Annotated in this window: 17 protein-coding genes; 15 read left to right on the forward strand and 2 right to left on the reverse strand. The window is 65.1% G+C overall.

Annotation, left to right across the window (positions count from 1 at the left end; translation table 11 throughout):
- Positions 1-93: 93 nt before the first annotated feature.
- Both ACYVO7_RS24545 and ACYVO7_RS24550 read left to right on the forward strand, forming a co-directional pair.
- The gene (locus ACYVO7_RS24545; protein ID WP_460452393.1) at positions 94-285 is read left to right on the forward strand and encodes a hypothetical protein; all 192 of its coding nucleotides are present in this window, start codon (positions 94-96) and stop codon (positions 283-285) included.
- Between the two features lie 57 nt (positions 286-342).
- Positions 343-657: a hypothetical protein gene (locus tag ACYVO7_RS24550; RefSeq protein WP_460452394.1), complete on the forward strand. Its 315-nt coding sequence runs from the start codon at positions 343-345 to the stop codon at positions 655-657.
- A 96-nt stretch (positions 658-753) separates the two neighbouring features.
- On the opposite strand, the gene ACYVO7_RS24555 is transcribed toward ACYVO7_RS24550, so the two are convergent.
- Complete coding sequence (locus ACYVO7_RS24555; protein WP_460452395.1) at positions 754-891, reverse strand: hypothetical protein; 138 nt, start codon at positions 889-891, stop codon at positions 754-756.
- 114 nt (positions 892-1,005) lie between these two features.
- The gene (locus ACYVO7_RS24560) at positions 1,006-1,926 is read right to left on the reverse strand and encodes a LysR family transcriptional regulator (RefSeq protein ID WP_460452396.1); all 921 of its coding nucleotides are present in this window, start codon (positions 1,924-1,926) and stop codon (positions 1,006-1,008) included.
- Between the two features lie 109 nt (positions 1,927-2,035).
- Between ACYVO7_RS24560 and ACYVO7_RS24565 the strand changes: the two genes are divergently transcribed.
- From ACYVO7_RS24565 to ACYVO7_RS24625, 13 genes are all read left to right on the forward strand, one after another.
- Positions 2,036-2,692, forward strand: coding sequence for an HD domain-containing protein (locus ACYVO7_RS24565; RefSeq protein ID WP_460452397.1), 657 nt, complete (start codon positions 2,036-2,038; stop codon positions 2,690-2,692).
- Between the two features lie 9 nt (positions 2,693-2,701).
- Complete coding sequence (locus ACYVO7_RS24570; protein ID WP_460452398.1) at positions 2,702-3,376, forward strand: amino acid ABC transporter permease; 675 nt, start codon at positions 2,702-2,704, stop codon at positions 3,374-3,376.
- A gap of 2 nt (positions 3,377-3,378) precedes the next feature.
- A complete protein-coding gene (locus ACYVO7_RS24575; RefSeq protein ID WP_460452399.1) occupies positions 3,379-4,023 on the forward strand; it encodes an amino acid ABC transporter permease in 645 nt (214 codons plus the stop codon).
- Positions 4,024-4,056: 33 nt separating this feature from the next.
- Positions 4,057-4,857 carry a transporter substrate-binding domain-containing protein gene (locus ACYVO7_RS24580; RefSeq protein ID WP_460452400.1) on the forward strand — a complete coding sequence of 267 codons (801 nt, stop codon included), beginning with the start codon at positions 4,057-4,059 and terminating at the stop codon, positions 4,855-4,857.
- 641 nt (positions 4,858-5,498) lie between these two features.
- On the forward strand, positions 5,499-6,398 hold the full coding sequence (locus ACYVO7_RS24585) for a LysR substrate-binding domain-containing protein (protein WP_460452401.1): 900 nt from the start codon (positions 5,499-5,501) through the stop codon (positions 6,396-6,398).
- A gap of 198 nt (positions 6,399-6,596) precedes the next feature.
- Positions 6,597-7,568, forward strand: coding sequence for an ABC transporter permease (locus tag ACYVO7_RS24590; RefSeq protein WP_460452402.1), 972 nt, complete (start codon positions 6,597-6,599; stop codon positions 7,566-7,568).
- A 4-nt stretch (positions 7,569-7,572) separates the two neighbouring features.
- A complete protein-coding gene (locus ACYVO7_RS24595; RefSeq protein WP_460452403.1) occupies positions 7,573-8,520 on the forward strand; it encodes an ABC transporter permease in 948 nt (315 codons plus the stop codon).
- Positions 8,520-9,596: an ABC transporter ATP-binding protein gene (locus ACYVO7_RS24600; RefSeq protein WP_460452404.1), complete on the forward strand. Its 1,077-nt coding sequence runs from the start codon at positions 8,520-8,522 to the stop codon at positions 9,594-9,596. Before ACYVO7_RS24595 ends, ACYVO7_RS24600 begins: the two co-directional genes overlap by 1 nt.
- Positions 9,597-9,684: 88 nt before the next feature.
- Positions 9,685-10,608: an ABC transporter ATP-binding protein gene (locus ACYVO7_RS24605; RefSeq protein WP_460452405.1), complete on the forward strand. Its 924-nt coding sequence runs from the start codon at positions 9,685-9,687 to the stop codon at positions 10,606-10,608.
- A 28-nt stretch (positions 10,609-10,636) separates the two neighbouring features.
- Positions 10,637-11,746: an NAD(P)/FAD-dependent oxidoreductase gene (locus tag ACYVO7_RS24610; RefSeq protein ID WP_460452406.1), complete on the forward strand. Its 1,110-nt coding sequence runs from the start codon at positions 10,637-10,639 to the stop codon at positions 11,744-11,746.
- A 52-nt stretch (positions 11,747-11,798) separates the two neighbouring features.
- Positions 11,799-13,541, forward strand: a complete 1,743-nt coding sequence (locus tag ACYVO7_RS24615; protein WP_460452407.1) for an ABC transporter substrate-binding protein — start codon at positions 11,799-11,801, stop codon at positions 13,539-13,541.
- A gap of 55 nt (positions 13,542-13,596) precedes the next feature.
- Positions 13,597-14,682, forward strand: coding sequence for an NAD/NADP octopine/nopaline dehydrogenase family protein (locus ACYVO7_RS24620; protein WP_460452408.1), 1,086 nt, complete (start codon positions 13,597-13,599; stop codon positions 14,680-14,682).
- A 34-nt stretch (positions 14,683-14,716) separates the two neighbouring features.
- Positions 14,717-15,820, forward strand: a complete 1,104-nt coding sequence (locus ACYVO7_RS24625) for an NAD(P)/FAD-dependent oxidoreductase (protein WP_460452409.1) — start codon at positions 14,717-14,719, stop codon at positions 15,818-15,820.
- The last annotated feature ends 525 nt before the right edge of the window (positions 15,821-16,345 follow it).

A 16,345-nucleotide genomic window follows, 5' to 3' on the forward strand; every position in this document is an offset into this window, starting at 1 on the left:
GCTGTTAGCCCTGGCCGCGTTGAAGCAACCGGGCGATCCGCCAAGCGGACAAAGTTCGCCTAGCAGTCCCTAGCCGAGGGAAGGGAGAGCCGGATGCGTATGATCATTGGCGGCATGGTCCTGGCGGTGGTGATCGGCGTGGCCGCCGGGCTTGTGCTGACCAACATGCAAACGCCAGCCTGGCGGGCCTTCAGCACCGCTGGAGCTCGTGTCGGAGACCCCGGCGAAAACCTCGTCGGTCCACAGTGGCTCAACAGCGCGCGAGAGCATTCAGCCAAGTTGTAGCCGACCTCAGCGCTCATCTTTCTGCACGTTTTACCTCATCGAGCGCTTCGGGCGGCGGTGCAGACCTTTCAGCTCATGTTGTTCCTGTTTCCGGTCTCGGCTTCCGCTGGCGTGCTTGTACGCCTGATCGGCCGCCGGCTGGGACGGGATCGGATGATCTGGTTCTCGATCCTTGGCACCCAGCCATTTGCGCTGGCATTGCAGTTCGCGTCCCTGTTCTGGATCAGCGTGCTCACCGTGTGGATCGAACTGGTCGCGGCGATCGCCCGCAACTTCCTATTCTTCGCTATGGATCTGGTTCCGAACCATGTGGGGCTAAGGTGGACTGTTCTTCGGGCTCATTCTCGAGTTGCGTGGCCTTGCCCCCTGTGATCCTGGGCATCGCCGACTGGGTGGGCATCAGTACAAAATCTGCGCATTCGGGCGAATTACGAGGTCGGCAATCCACACCCAGTGCAGACGTTTGCTCTAACACGGCTCTTCGAGGCTCTGCGCCCGCTGATAGAACCGCTCGGTGGTGGCCGACGTGCGATGACCGAGCAGCACAGAGACGGACTGGACGCGCTCGGGATCGAGGACCGCCAGCGTGGTCTCTGCGGCGTCCATTCAAACTCAGCCGTTCGGCTTCGCGTCGGCCGCAAGCTCGTCTGGCATGAACTTTGGGATGAATTTAAGCGCGTCCGCCTGCGGACATGGAGGCCGAAGCGCGCTGGGTTCTAATCAGGCGGGGGTGATCGAAGATGTCCGGCTCTCGTCGCTGAATGCGTGACGCCGCGCCACGGACCTAATGGCGTCAGTCGTGACGGGGATCGCCATGTCAAGCACACCCGAGGGCGCCGTGATGAAGATGTCCTGCGGTTTTACCGCTAGGAGGTGGTCGAGATGGCGCAAGCGCCCCGCCGCAATCGCGTCGTCAACCAACCTCAGCGGCATGATGCCGATTCCCGCGCCCGCGGAAACGAGGCGAACAATCGCAGACATGCTGTTGCACATGCTGAACGTCGGCGGCTCCAAGCCGCACTCCCTAAACCAGTCTATTGTAATCGTGCCTAATCCCGAAGGAGGCGGCGTGATGAAGATGCGTTGCTGACCGACGGACGACGGCTCTTTGATTGATGGTGCCAAGCCTGGCGTGCTGATCCAGCCCACGGGCTGAGCTCCCAATCGGTCGTAGCGCAGGCCAGAGAGGATCGGCGGACTGGAAACGACGGCCACGTCGAGTTCACCGGCGGCGAGCTTCACTGTGAGCGTATGGCTCAAGTCCACCGCGACTGATACGTCCAGGCCGGGGTGCTGCTCGGCAAGGTCACGCAACAATTCGGGCAGGCAAACAGCCGCGAAAGCGTCCATGACCCCGATCCGCAGCAGTCCGGTCACGGTCTGCCCCGCGCGCAACTGATGCTGCATATCTTGAACGAGCATCAGCAGGCGCTCGGCGTCGGCGAAAAAAGCCTGACCCTGTGGCGTGAGACGGACCGGAGCCCCGCTGCGGATCAGGAGAGACCGGCCGAGCTGTCGCTCTAACTCCTTGATGCGGTAAGTGACGCTGGGTTGAGAGAGCCGCATCCGCTCCGCGGCCGCATGGAAATTGCGCAGCTTCGCGACCCAATAGAACGCTTCGATGAGCTTCAGATTGAACATGGCCCGCGCGATCAGCTTTCTTGATCAGGCTAACCGCATTTTCGATTGGATGCCAACACGGCCCCATGACTAGGGTGAGTGAACCGCCACCTGACTCACCGAGGTCCTTGTGCCCAGCCTGCCCGAATCCCAGCTAAGCGACGTCTCCCTGGCGGTGCGCGCCAGCATTCTCGAGGACCTGCCCGAGATCGCCGGCATCGTCGATGACGACCTGCGCGAAAAGGTGATCCGGGCCTGGGCGCTGTCTCTTCGTGACTCGTCCTTCTCGCGCATCACCGACATCCCGGGCGAAGGCGCGCCGAACCACTTCGTGCTCAAGGCCGGTACGCAGGAACTGCATCTGCGCGGCGTGGCGCGGCTCGCCGTCGGCATCGTTGACGAGTTTCAGCGCACCTTTCCGGATGTCGACGTCGACCGTGACATCGTCCTGGCAGGCGCGCTCTGTCACGACATCGGCAAATGCTGGGAATGCGACCCGGTAAATCTGGAGCGTTGGCAGTCGCGGCCGGATCGGGCGGGCTACCCGTCTCTCCGGCACTCAGTCTACGGCGCCCATATCTGCCTTGCGGCCGGGCTGCCCGAAACGATAGCCCACATCGCACTCGGCCATTCCATGGAAGGGCAGCACATCAAGCTCAGCACGGAGTGCATGATTGTGCGCTGGGCCGACAACGCCTGGTGGTACAGCGCGGCCACCCTTGGCCTGTGCTTGCCCGAAAGCCTCTCGGCGGCAGGATCGATGATGACGCCGCGCCCTGGATCGTGAGCCGCCTCCATGACCGGATACACGCTCAGCTTCGGCCCGGTCCTGCAACGCTGGCAGCTCTTGCTGGATGGTCTGACCCTCTCGCTGCTGCTCACCGTGGTTGGAGTCGTGGTGGGGACGGGATTGGGCCTGGTGCTCGCTCTGGCGCGCCGGGCGAAAGCCTGGCCCCTTCGTTGGCTTTCCCGGGGCTATGTGGAGGTGTTCCGGAACACGCCGCTGCTGGTGCAACTGTTCGTCGTTTATCTCGGACTGCCCTCGATTGGTGTACGGCTCTCGCCGGTGGCGGCCGCCTGCCTTACCCTGGTGCTCAACAACGCCGCGTATACGGGCGAAATCATGCGAGCCGGACTGGCCGCGACGCCGGCCGGCCAGATCGAGGCGGCCAGAAGCCTGTCCTTGAGGCCGTGGCAGATCTTCATCTTCGTCGTGCTGCCGCCCGGCTTGGCCCGGATCTACCCGGCGCTCGTCAGTCAGAATGTGCTTTTGATGCTGTCGACCGGCGTCACGTCCGCCATCGGCGCCCAGGAGCTGACGGCGGCAGCGTCCGACATCAACTCGGAGACGTTCCGCAGCATCGAGGCCTTCGCCATCGCGGCGGCCTTCTATCTCTCGCTGAACTACCTGCAGCGCGCTCTGCTGTGGGCCGTCGGCCGCCCGCTTTTCCGCAGCAGCGAGTGGGCCTAGCTATGCGCAGCTTCGGCCCGAACGAAATGGTCTACATCGCCCTGGCGGCGCGCTGGACGCTTCTGCTGGCCGCTTTCGCTCTCGCGGGTGGGGCCGTATTCGGCGCCCTGCTGACCGCGGTCGGCCTAGCACGTCACCGCGCTGCTCGGGGCGGAGTGACCATCTTCGTCCAGTTCGTGCAGGGTACGCCGCTCCTCATCCTGCTTCTGATCTCTTACTTCGGACTGAGCGCGCTCGGTCTGGAGCTTGGCGCGCTTTTATCGAGCGCGCTCGCGCTGACTCTCTATGGCGGCGCCTATTTCTCCACCATCTGGCGCGCCGCGGTCACCTCGATCGGACACGGCCAACGGGAGGGCGCGGCCGCTCTCGGGCTCACGCGATGGCTGAGCTTTCGCCTCGTGATCTTCCCTCAGGCGCTGCGGATCGCATTGGCCCCGACCTGCGGGTTCACCGTTCAGTTGATCAAGAACACCTCGCTGGCCGCGCTGGTCGGCTTCGTGGAGCTGACCCGAGCCGGCCAGATCGTCAGCAACGCCACGTTCCAGCCTCTCTTCGCGTTCGGCATGGTCGCTGCAGCCTATTTCGTCATGTGCCTGCCGTTCACCCTGCTGTCCGAATGGTTGGAGCATCGTCATGCCCATCCATGACAGCGCCATTCTTCACCAACGGGAGTCAGGTCGATGCTGAACGCTTTAAGGACTTTCGCGCGGGCCTCGGCGGCGGCGCTGCTTCTCATGACGGCTGGTACGGTGGCGACGAGCGCCCAGACGCTCGACGCTGTATTGAAGCGCGGCAAGATCTTGGTCGGCGTCAATATCGCTGCTCCGCCCTTTGGCACGACCGACGCTAAAATGGAGCCAGACGGATATGACGTCGAGATCGCCAGGATGCTGGCGAAGGACCTCGGCGTGCAGCTCGAGATCGTCTCTGTCACGAACGAAAACAGGATTCCGACGCTGCTGACCGGCAAGGCCGATGTCATCGCTGCGACGCTGCAGATCACCCCCGAGCGGGCGAAGTCCGTCCTTTTCACATCCCCTTATGGCATGCACCAGTCAATGGTGATTGGCCCGCCGGAGTTGAAGGCATCGAGCCTGGCCGACCTTTCCGGCAAGCGAGTTGGGGTGTCCCGTGGTTCCGCCTACGCCAATATCCTGATGCAGGCGAACGTCCCGGGAATGCAGATCATCCAGTTCGCTGACGACAGCGCCAACTTGAACGCCCTCGTGGCCGGCCAGGTCGACGCCGCCGGCACCGTGTCCTACCTGGCGGCGGAGTTGCGCAAGCGCTACCCTGAGAAGGGTTTCGAACCCAAGGTGAAGCTGACCGACAATGTCTACGCCATGGGCGTTCGACGCGGCGACCTCGACTTCCAACGCTGGGTCAACACGTTCCTCTTCGTCAACATTCTAAACGGAAAAATCGGGCAGGCTTACGAGAAGTGGATGGGAGATAGCTGGAAGACGCTTCCTCCATTCTGAAACGCTACTTTGCTGTTTTCAGGTCGCCCGCCAGCATCTTGGACCATTCGGCACAAATTCGGCGTCATCCTTGGAAGGAAGTCGACCGGGGTGCAGGCGAGGCACTTGAGTACGCAAGTGCAAACAACGCGGGTTTCCTGTCCCGGCAACCATCGTTCCTTGCGGCCCGCGCATGCTTTGGGCGGGCCGCATGCGTTTGGTCTCCAGCGCGAGGTTCCCGGCCAAGTCGCCGGTGATTCCAATCTCCAACTTGCCCTGCGCCTGCGCATGATGTCGACAGGGCTCGTCTGACTCTCGATCGACGCTTCGATTTGACGGCCGCTCAATAACGGGCGTCGATGCTGGCGCGTCGCAGACCCTGGGTCAATGAATGGCGGAAGGTATATAGATCCAGGGATGGACGGCCGCCATGCCCGGACTTTGTCAAATGCGGCGCGGTTGCCTGCTTGCGCCTGGAGCCGGAAGTGACGTCGGTGAGATGCAATGCGACGTGGCTCACATCCCAGCGCGAAAGCGGAGCAACACGGGAAACGCAAGCGACACGCGACATCTTGACCCGCGACCCGAATGCCCGAAGCTCCGGTCTACGGATCACATCGCTGCTTGACTTCAGGACGGGCCGGCGGCTGGGGAGGGGCGGATTGAATCTGCGGCATGTCGAGCTCTTTCGTCACATCATGAGATTTGGAACGCTGACGCAGGCGGCCGAAATCATGGCCATCTCTCAGCCAGCAGCCAGCAAAATGCTCGTTCATCTTGAGCGTACGACGGGAATCGTTCTGTTCGAGCGCTTGAAAGGTCGCCTCAAGCCGACCCGTGACGGCGAACTCTTCTACTCGGAAGTTCAGCGGACCTGGGAGGCCATCGAGAGACTCGAACGGATGTCGAAAGGCATCCGGGAGATGCGTCTCGGGCGGCTCAACCTCGGGGTGAAGCCCGCACTGGCCGGAACGATGATGCCGCCCCTCATCGCGCGCTTTCGGCGAAAGCACGAAAACACGACGGTCGCCCTCCATTCCCGCAGCTCGGAACGCGTGATCGAGTGGGCCATCGCGGGGCAGATCGATATCGGCATCACCAACGCTTCAACGCAGCACCCCAATGTGGCCTGCCGGGTCATCGCCCGCATTCCGGGCGTATGCATCGTGCCGGAAGGGCATAGGCTTGCCGGCGCGCGCGAGCTGCAGCCCGACGATCTGGCGGGCGAGGACTTCATCTCCATCGGCGCGGTGGAACGAAGCACCATCATCGAAAAGGCGTTCGACGCGGCTGGCGTCCAACTGAGGATCATGATCGAGGCGCCGATGGCGCACATGACCTGCGCCCTGGTGGCCAACGGCGCCGGGGTGGCGATCGTCGACCAGATCAACGCCGAGGCCTTCAAGGGGCGCGGCCTCGTGCTGAAGCCCTTCAAACCTGGAATTTCTTTCCCGGTCTGGCACTTGAGGCCGCTCAATCTCACGAGTTCAACCTTAGCCGACGCGCTGACGCAGGATCTCGAGGATGAGTTTGAGCGCCTCGGCTTCCGTACGGAGACATGAAGCTGTGCGACGCAGCGCAGCCCGCCGGCTATAACCTGGAGGAATGACTTAGTAAAAACATGTTCTTTGACTGCGACATCATAACGCCCCTACGCTCCCTTCACGTTGATGCAGATCAAAGAGCTGGCATTGTCCTTCCAGAGGGAAGTGACGGGGGCAGCGCTCTTCTGCAAATTCAGAGAAGAGAGGCGCGTTTCCTTGCCACGCATCGCCGTCTTCCTCGCCCGACGCCTGATTTTCGCCGCCGTGCTGATGCTGGGGGTCAGCGCCACGATCTTTTTTCTCATCAATTCCATCGGAAATCCGATCGAACTGATGATGGCCGAGACTCCCGGAATAACGGGTGAAGTCCTCGACAAGATGAAGGCCTATTACGGCCTGGATCATCCGCCCATCGCACGATACTTCCTGTGGCTCGGGCGGCTACTTCACCTCGATTTCGGCACCAGCATCATCTACAACCAACCGGTTGGATCGATGATCCTGCAATGGGGGTGGCAGACCCTCAAGATCCAGGTCCCGGCGCTGATAATCGCGCTCGGGCTTTCCATCGTCTTCGGGATCACCGCAGCGCGCCGCCAGCATTCGCGCTCCGATTTCACCGTGATGGGCGTGGCGCTTCTCGGGCAGTCGCTGCCGGCCTTCTTCCTCGGCGTCCTGCTGATCCTCGTCTTCTCCTACACGCTCGACTGGCTGCCGAGCTACGGCGCCTATTCCACGCGCAATCCGCTGTGGGGCAGCCCGCTGTTGGACGCCATCTGGCACCAGATCTTGCCCGTGACGATGCTGACCTTCTTCAACACGGCCACGCTCACCCTGTTGATGCGCTCCAACATGGTGGACGTGCTGAAGAGCGACTTCATCGCCGCCATGCGGGCGAGCGGCATCCCGGAACGGCGGGTCATCTATGTGCACGCCCTGCGCGCCGCCTTCATCCCGATGCTGACTTATCTGGGCCTGCTGATCGGCCTGATGCTGGGAACCGCGCCGGTGACCGAGTCCGTCTTCACGTGGCCCGGGCTCGGCTACCTCTACGTCTCCTCCATCCATCAGCTCGACTACCCGGTCATCATGGGCGCCAGCACCGTGATCGCCTTCATGCTGATCGCGACGAGCCTGATCACGGACGTGATCTACGTCCTCATCGATCCCCGCATCAGCCTGGAGTGACGCCGTGAGCGAGCAGATTTTCGCCGCCGTTCAGACGCCGTCCAGCACGCCTGTCCGCCGTCCTGCAAACGGCGTCTGGCGCCAAGGCTGGCGCCGCTTCGCCCGCAGCCGGACGGGCATGTTGGGGTTGATTCTCGTGCTCTTGGTGGTGGCCACCGCCGTGGTCGGTCCGTTCGTCGCCCCCTTCGATCCGCAGGACCAGTCGGCCATGATCGATCCGGGCGCCAAAGCGCCGCCGAGCTGGACGCACCCGCTGGGCACAGACCGGATGGGTTATGACGTCGCCAGCAGGGTGATCTACGGCGCGCCGACGGCGCTGGCCGTCGGGCTCGGGGCGATGTCGATCGCATCTCTCATCGGCGTCCTGATCGGCGGCGTCGCAGGTTATCGGGGCGGCCTTGCAGATGAAGTGCTCATGCGCTTCACCGACTTCTTCCTGGTCATCCCGATGTTCGTGGTCATCCTCGCCGTCGTCCGGCTTCTGGGGGTGGCGATCGTCAACACGCCCTTCGAAAGCGTTCCCTATCTCAACCTGGGCGTGATCATCCTGCTCATCGGGATGTTCTCCTGGGCGCCCATCGCGCGCATGACCAGGGCCGAATTCCTGCGGCTGAAGCACCAGGAATTCGTGGAGGCGGCGCGCTGCATCGGCGCCACCTCGGCCGACATCCTCTTCCGCCACATCCTTCCGAACGCCCTGCCGTCTCTGGTGGTCATCATCGCCCTCGGCATCGGCGGAGCCGTCCTGGCCGAAGCGATGATCGGCTTCCTCGGGTTCGGCGATCCGGCGGCGATCAGCTGGGGGCAGCTTCTCTACTTCAACTACGAGGCCCTCAAAGTCGCCCCGTGGGCTTCACTCAGCCCCGGCGGAGCGATCTTCGTGACCGTGCTCGGCTTCAACCTCCTGGCGGACGGCCTGACGGACGCCTTCAACCCGCGGGCGAAAAGCTGATGGCGAGTCCCGGCCTCGCCCAGGCGGCCCCAACGCCGGCCGCCACGACGGAGACGCCGCAGCCCGCGCGCGTGCTCGTTTCCGTGGAGAACCTGCGCATCGCCTTTCCGCCCTGGGACAGGCCCGTGCGGATCGTCGAGGACGTGAGCTATGAGGTTCGCGCCGGCGAAACCATGGGCATCGTCGGGGAGTCGGGCAGCGGCAAGACGCTGTCCAGCCTGGCCATCCTGAACCTACTGCCGCCACCCGCGCGGATCACGGGCGGTCGCATCCTGTTCGAGGGCGAGAACCTGGTTGCGAAGTCGCAGCGCGAGATGCAGCGCCTGCGCGGCCGTCGGCTCGCCATGGTGTTCCAGAACCCCGGCTACTCCCTCAACCCGCTTATGACCGTGGGCGCCCAGCTGGCGGAAATTCTGAAGGCGCACGAGAAGCTCCCCAGGGCGGCCGCCATGCAACGGGTCGAGGAGCTGTTTCAGCTGGTGGGGATCACCGATCCGGCCCGCAGGCTGTCGCAGTATCCGCACGAGATGAGCGGCGGCATGAAGCAGCGCGTCTGCATCGCACGGGCCCTGCTGTGCAATCCGGCGCTCGTCCTCGCGGACGAGCCTACGACGGCCCTCGACGTCACCATCCAGGCCCAGATCCTGGAGCTCTTCGAGGCCCTCAAGGCGCGGCTCGGCATGTCGATGGTCTTCGTGACACACGACATGGGCGTGATCGCGCGGATCGCCGACCGCATCACGGTGATGTACGCCGGCCAGGTCTGCGAGACCGGCGACAAGCACGCCATCTTCGCGCGGCCCTCCCATCCCTACACGCAGGCGCTGCTGTCCAGCACGCCGCGCATCGACCGCCGCTACGCGGTGGACGCCTCGGGTCGTCGCGAGCGCCTGCCTACGGTGGGGCGCGCCGCGATCCCGGGGCACGCCCTCGGGACTGGCTGCCGTTTCGCCGGGCGCTGTCCCGAGGCCGAGCCGGAGTGCGCCCGGCTTACGCCTCAGCCCGTCGCCGTCGAAGCGGGGCGGGTGGTGCGCTGCCTGAAGCGCGGAAGCTTGGGAGCGCCCGACCATGTCTAGGGTCACGAACGAGGCGGGCGCCCCAATCAACACGCCGGTTCTCGCGGTCGAAGGACTGGTAAAAAGCTATCCGCTCCACCGACGGGGCGTGTTCCGGCGGACGGTTGCTGCTGAGCTTCGCGCCGTCAACGGCATCAGCTTCAGCGTCGCCAAGGGCGAGACCCTGAGCATCGTCGGCGAAAGCGGTTGCGGCAAGACGACGGCGGCCCGCTCCATCTTGAATCTTGTGGAGCCCACGGCAGGGGACATTCGGCTCGATGGCGTCGACATCCGGGACATCTTCGCGCGAAACCGCCGCAGCGAGGTGCTCGCCCTGCGCCGGCGCATGCAGTACGTCTTCCAGGATCCCTACCTCTCGCTGAACCCCCGCTGGAGTGTGCGTCAGATCCTGGCCGAGCCCCTGCGCGTGCACGGCCACGTGCCGCGGGGGGAATGGGGCGACGCCGTCGAGCGGCTGCTGGAGCGGGTGGGCCTTGCGCCGGAGCATGCCGACCGCTACCCGCACGAGTTCTCGGGCGGTCAGCGCCAGCGCATCGGCATCGCGCGCGCCCTGGCGGTGCAGCCGGACCTGCTCATCTGTGACGAGCCCGTCTCGTCTCTGGACGTCTCGGTGCGCGCCCAGATCCTCAACCTGCTCGCGGACCTGCAGGAGGATCTCGGCCTCGCCTACCTGTACATTTCGCACGACCTGAGTTCGGTCCGGTTTCTCAGCAACCGCATCGCCGTGATGTATCTCGGCGATGTCGTCGAGATCGGCGAGGCGGACGCGATCTTCGACCAGCCCCGCCATCACTACACGGCGGCCCTGATTGCCGCCATTCCGGTCCCTGATCCGTCGCGGCAGCCCCCGCGCCAGGCCATCCAGGGCGAGATCCCCAGCGCCATCCGGCGCCCCTCGGGCTGCGTGTTCCACACGCGTTGCCCCGCCGCGCTGCCCATCTGTTCGAACCACAGTCCGCCCCTCGTCGGATCGGAGAGCGGACACGCCTTCGCCTGTCACAACCCCCGCTAGCCCGGGCAACTCAACAGGATCCACCAGGATGAACGTCATTGTCATCGGAGCCGGCGTCCTCGGCAGCTCCATCGCCTACCGCGTCGCGCAGGGGGGCGCCCAGGTCACCGTGCTCGAGGCGACGCGGGTGGGGGGAGGGACCTCCGGCGTGAGCTTCGCCTGGACCAACGCCAACAACAAGCCGCCGCGCGCCTACCATGACCTCAATGTCGCTGGCATGCGCGCGCACGCCGCCCTCAAGGACGAATTCGGCGCGACGCCCTGGTTCCACCAGAGCGGCAGCCTGGAGTGGCGCGTGAGCCCGGCGGAGGTCGCCGCGCAGTCCGAGAAAGTCGCCCGCCTGCGGGACTGGGGCTACGCCGCCGAGTTCATCGACAAACGGCGACTGCAAGAGCTGGAGCCTGAGATCGCGGTCGACGCCGTGGCCGACGGCGCCCAGATCGTGTTCTGCCCGGAGGAGGGGTGGGTCGACCCTGTGCTCTACGCCGGCGCCATGTTGCGGGCGGCGCGGCAACGCTATGGCGCGGTCGTGAAGAGCGGCGTGCGGGTGACCGGCCTCGAGACCCGCGGGGGCCGCGTGGTGGGCGCGCGCGACGCCGCCGGCGAGGTGCACCACGCCGACCTCGTGATCAACTGCACCGGGCGTTGGTCCAATGAGACGGTGCGCGACACTGCGCCAAACGTGCCGCTCGCGCCCACGATCGGCTTCCTGGTGTTCACTCCGCCGGTCGGGATCGACCTCAGGCGGCCGTTCCATGCGCCCGATCTCGATGTCCGCCCCGATGGCGCGGGGCGGCTGATGATCCGCAAGGACTCGCTCGACGATCGCTTCGCCGCCCTGCAGAGCCGCACGCCCGACTGCGAGGAAGCGCGGCTCGCGCTCGCAAGCGCCACGGAGCTGCTGCCCAGCCTTGCCGGCGCGGAGGTCGAAGCCGTGCGGACCACGGTGCGTCCCATTCCGGCCGACGGGCTCACGACCGTGGGGCCCACCCGCGGCGTCGACGGCTACTACGTCGCCGTCACGCACAGCGGGGTGACGCTGTCGCCGGCGCTCGGCCAGTTGGTGGCCGACGAGGTCCTGCGGGGCCGCGAGCGGCCCGAGCTGGAGTCCTTCCGTCCGTCTCGGTTCCAGGCGTGAGCGCCCCGGAATCCGCCCAGACAAACTGAACGCAAAACCAGAGGGGAAAGCCATGACTACGGACACGACCCGACGCGACCTGCTCAAGTGGACCGGCGCCGGAGCCGCCGCGCTCGCGGCCGGCGGCATCCCGGAGGCGGCCCTCGCCAAGCCGCCCTTCTTCAAGCTCTACCTGATGATCTTCAACAACCTCCAGTCGCGCATGATCTGGACGGACCTGATCGGCAAGCAGTTCGTCCGCCTGGGCATCGACGTCGTGTCGAGCTACCAGCCCCCGTCGGTCGTGATCGCCCGCCGCGCCAACGACACCGGCAAGACGCACGTGGACGGCGGCTGGGACATGTACTCGGAGCGCATCTACTACAGCGGCCTCGTGCCCCTGCCGGAGACGCTGTTCCACAGCAAGAACGTTCCGCCGAACGGGCAGAATTTCTACCGGATCGCGGACAAGAAGATCGACGAATCCATCGAGAAATATTCGCGCGCCGTCAGCCCCGAGGAGCGCAAAGCCGCCATCCATGCCTTCATCGAGCGCTGGTATGAGATCGAGCCGCTGCACATCGTCTTCTACCCGGAAGAGGTGATCATCACCAATCCGAAGCTGAAGGGCATGGATTCGACCACCTATAACCCGGTGTTCTTTCCCCGCCCGGAGAACTGGACCATCGAGGGCGCGACGGGCGACGTCACCGCCACCTTCGCCTCCTGGCAGCCGCCTAGCCAGCTCATCCCGATGTATGGCAGCGGCTACAACGAGGCCAACATCTTCGGCCCCGTGTACAACGCCCTTTTCGAATACGACAGTTGGGCGAACAAGAAGCTTGTCCCGGCGCTGGCCGAGTCGGTGAAGACCTCGGACGATGGCAAGACCTGGGTATTTACGTTGCGCAAGGGCGTGAAGTGGCACAGCGGCGAGGAATTCACCGCCGAGGACGTCAAGTTCACCTGGGACACTGTGATCGACAAGGCCTATGGCAGCGTTTTCCAGGCGCCGCTGGCGACCGTGATGGGCGGCAAGGACGCCTACAAGGTCACGGGCGCGCACGAGATCACCGTGCAGCTGCCCGAGCCGAACATCATGTTCCAGGACTTCGTCCTGCCGGTGATCGCCATCATGCCGAAGCATGCCTATCAGGGGCTCAAGCCCGAGGAGTTGCGCGGCCACGTGATCAGCACGTGGGTGGGCACGTTCCCGGTGAAGACCTCGGACGGCAAGGTCTTCGAGGCCAAGGGCGGCGTCGGCACCGGACCATGGATCCCGCAAGGATTCGACCCGTCCCGGAAGGCGTACAGGTACGTCAAGAACGAGAACTACTGGAAGAAGACGACCGGCAACGTAAAGACGTTCTATGTCGTCAACATCCAGGGCGCCGACGCGGTGCTCAGCGCCATCAAGTCCGGCGACATCGATGCGCACGACCCGATGTATGACGTGGGCGGGTTGCTCGACACCATCGACCCGTCCTGGGGCACGGTGAACCGCTTCGACTCGTTCAAGTGGATGCAAACCTGCCTCAACATGAACCACCCGGTGTTCGGCACCGGGGTCGAGACGCCTCTCGGCAAGCAGGACCCGACCCGCGCGGCCGAAGCGGCGGCTTACGTCCGGAAGGCCATGAGCCACATGATCCCGCGCGAGCAGATCATCAAGAATGTCGTGTCTGGCTTCGGCAAGCCTGGCACCGTGCCGATACCCTTCACCTCCGAAGATTACGACCACGATCTCCTGAAGCCGATCGCATACGATTTCGAGCTGGCGAAGAAATACATGGAGAAGGCTGGCTATAAGTATTGACGAATGCATAGCCAAATCAGCCGCCTGAAATCGAATTCAATAAAGGATGATAAACATGCGTGTCGCCATCTTGGGCGCCGGCTCGATCGCTTATGGAAACGCGGCGTTGCTTGCGTCGCTGGGACATGACCCGGTGCTCTGGTCCCCCTCGGGCCAGAGCGGGAGGAGCATCGCGCGCGGCGAGCCGCTCACCGCGACGGGCGCCCTGACCGGCTCGTTCCCGGTCAGGATGGCGTCCAGCGCCGGCGAGGCCATCGCCGGCGCCGACGCCGTGCTGTTCGCCCTGCCGGCGAACGGCCACCGGTCGGCCATGGATGCGGCGGCGCCGCACCTCGAGGCCGGGCAGGTGGCCCTGATCAGCTCCCACACCTCGTTCAGCGGTCTCTACCTCGCCAAGAAGATCGCCGAACGCGGGCTGGACATTCCCGTGGTGGTCTGGGGAACTACGATCACGGCGGGTCGCCGCACCGGCGACGCCAGCGTCAACGTCGCGACGGTTCGGGCCAAGGTGGACATCGCCACCGTTCCGGTCTCCGCCGCGGCGCGGGGCCTGGCGACCTGCCAGGCGCTGTTCGGCGACCGTTTCGTGGAAAGGCCCGACGCGCTCGCGATCTCGCTGTCGAACCTCAACCCGCAGAACCACCTTGGCATCGCGCTGTGCAACTTCACCCGCATGGAGCACGGCGAGACCTGGGGCCAGAACGAGAACAACACCGACTCCGTCGGCCGACTGCTGGAGGCTCTCGACGCGGAGCGCCTGGCGATCGCCGAGGCGGCCGGCTATCAGGTTCGCACCATCCGGGAGCACTACCACCTGTCCTTTCATGTCGAGCCCGGCCCGGTGGGCCAGATGGCGCGCGAGCTTGCGGCGCGCGGCAATGGCGGCAACGGCCCGGCCACCATCGACACGCGCTACGTGCTGGAGGACGCGCCGTTCGGGCTGCGCCCGACCGTGCTGCTGGGCAAGCTGACCGGTCGGCCGGCCACTCTCCATCAAGCCGGCATCGACATCTTCTCGGCGCTCTACGGCCGTGATTTCGCGGGCGAGAACGACTTGCTGGATGAGATCGGCCTCGAGGCGATGACCTTGGCGGACCTCAAGGCCCTGGTGCGGGACGGCTGGTCCGCCCGGAGCCACTGACGTCCCTTTCGCTCCTTCCAGATGGAAAACGACCATGCCGGACATCATCGTCATCGGAGCCGGGGTTCTGGGAACCTCGGTCGCGTACCGCCTCGCCAGCGCGGGCGTGAAAGTCACGGTGCTCGAAGCCACCCGCGTCGGAGGAGGAACCTCCGGGGTCAGCTTCGCGTGGACCAACTCGTGCAACAAGGCGCCGCGCGCCTACCACGACCTGAACGTGGCGGGCATGCGAGCTCATGCGGCGCTCATGGACGAGTTCGGCTCGACGCCATGGTGGCACGGCGGCGGGCGGATCGAGTGGAAGGCTCCCGCCGAGCAGGCCGAGCAGAAGGCCAAGGTCGCGCGCCTGCAGGACTGGGACTACCCTGTCGAATGGATCGATCGCAAGCAGGCGCTTGAGCTGGAGCCGGACATCGCGCCGGAGGCGATCGGCGACGCGCCGGTCGCCTGGTACCCGAGGGACGGCTGGCTCGATCCGGTCGTCTACGCGCACGCGATGATGAGCGCCGCGCGCCGACGTGGCGCGGTCCTGCGCATCCAGACGCGGGTCGCCGGGCTGATCGTCGAGGGTGGGGCCGTGAAAGGCGTACGGACGGCGAGCGGCGAAACCGTCTACGCCGACCAGGTGGTGAACTGCACGGGACGCTGGTCGAACGAGGCTTCCGGCGGCGACGCCCCTGTGGTGCCGCTTGCTCCGACGATTGGCTTCCTGGTCTTCACCCCGCCCGTGCCGGCGTCGATTCAGCGCGTCGTGGCGTCGCCGATTTGCGATTTCCGCCCCGACGGAGCCGGTCGGCTGATGCTGCATTGGGGTCCGGCTGACGCCACGGTCACACCGGAGCTCGGAGTCGAGCCCGGCATGGATCAGGCCATCGATCTCGTGGAGCGGCTCACCCGGATTCTGCCCGGTATTGCGCCGGTCAAGCCTGAAGCCGCGCGGGTGACGGTGCGGCCCATCCCGAAGGACGGGCTCTCCGCAATCGGTCCGGTCCCGGGGCTCCAAAACTACTACGTCATGGTGACCCATAGCGGCGCGACGCTTTCGCCGGCTCTGGGCGCCATGGCGGCTGACGAGATCGTGAGTGGGACGAAGCGTCCTGAATTGGCTGAGTTTCGGCCTGCGCGATTCTTAGGATGACTGACTCGCGGCCCCGCGTCTATTGCAATCGAAAGCGGACGTTGAGGGGGCCTACTTTCCGCCAGGGCGGAAATCGCACGCTTGGACTGCTTACAGCGGACGTATAAAGGGCAGCATGTAAAGAGGTCTGCTTATGCTCTGCCGCGTCCAGGCCGCCCGTCAGAATCGTGAACTACCCGGCACAAATTCGGCGTCATCCCTGGAAGGGAGTCGACCGGGGGTGCAGGCGAGGTAGTCGAGTACGCAACTGCAAACAACGCTGGTATCCTGTCCCCGCAACCAACCCTCCCAAAACTCCCCGACGCCCCCCAGCGCCGGGGAGTTTTTGCGTTCTGGGCCTTGGCCTCGCCGCAGGCGGCCGGGGTCGCGGTCCGGTCGCCATGCAGCACGGCGGCGAGCCTCCAGCGTCTCCACCTTGCGCCGGTCCAGCTCGGGCAGGCGAGGGTGGAGCAGGATGTCGAACTGCGCCTCCTACCCCGGCTCGCCGGCGGCCAGATGCGCCTCCCGCTCCGTCCGCAGCGCCGC

The sequence above is a fragment of the Alsobacter sp. SYSU BS001988 genome (assembly GCF_054796215.1).

What these genes read in the sequence shown, in the direction of transcription:
- ACYVO7_RS24545 (WP_460452393.1), top strand. Translation starts at nt 94, where the DNA reads ATGCGTATGATCATTGGCGGCATGGTCCTGGCGGTGGTGATCGGCGTG.
- ACYVO7_RS24555 (WP_460452395.1), bottom strand. Translation starts at nt 891, where the DNA reads ATGGACGCCGCAGAGACCACGCTGGCGGTCCTCGATCCCGAGCGCGTC.
- ACYVO7_RS24560 (WP_460452396.1), bottom strand. Translation starts at nt 1,926, where the DNA reads ATGTTCAATCTGAAGCTCATCGAAGCGTTCTATTGGGTCGCGAAGCTG.
- ACYVO7_RS24570 (WP_460452398.1), top strand. Translation starts at nt 2,702, where the DNA reads ATGACCGGATACACGCTCAGCTTCGGCCCGGTCCTGCAACGCTGGCAG.
- ACYVO7_RS24575 (WP_460452399.1), top strand. Translation starts at nt 3,379, where the DNA reads ATGCGCAGCTTCGGCCCGAACGAAATGGTCTACATCGCCCTGGCGGCG.
- ACYVO7_RS24580 (WP_460452400.1), top strand. Translation starts at nt 4,057, where the DNA reads ATGCTGAACGCTTTAAGGACTTTCGCGCGGGCCTCGGCGGCGGCGCTG.
- ACYVO7_RS24600 (WP_460452404.1), top strand. Translation starts at nt 8,520, where the DNA reads ATGGCGAGTCCCGGCCTCGCCCAGGCGGCCCCAACGCCGGCCGCCACG.
- ACYVO7_RS24610 (WP_460452406.1), top strand. Translation starts at nt 10,637, where the DNA reads ATGAACGTCATTGTCATCGGAGCCGGCGTCCTCGGCAGCTCCATCGCC.
- ACYVO7_RS24615 (WP_460452407.1), top strand. Translation starts at nt 11,799, where the DNA reads ATGACTACGGACACGACCCGACGCGACCTGCTCAAGTGGACCGGCGCC.
- ACYVO7_RS24620 (WP_460452408.1), top strand. Translation starts at nt 13,597, where the DNA reads ATGCGTGTCGCCATCTTGGGCGCCGGCTCGATCGCTTATGGAAACGCG.
- ACYVO7_RS24625 (WP_460452409.1), top strand. Translation starts at nt 14,717, where the DNA reads ATGCCGGACATCATCGTCATCGGAGCCGGGGTTCTGGGAACCTCGGTC.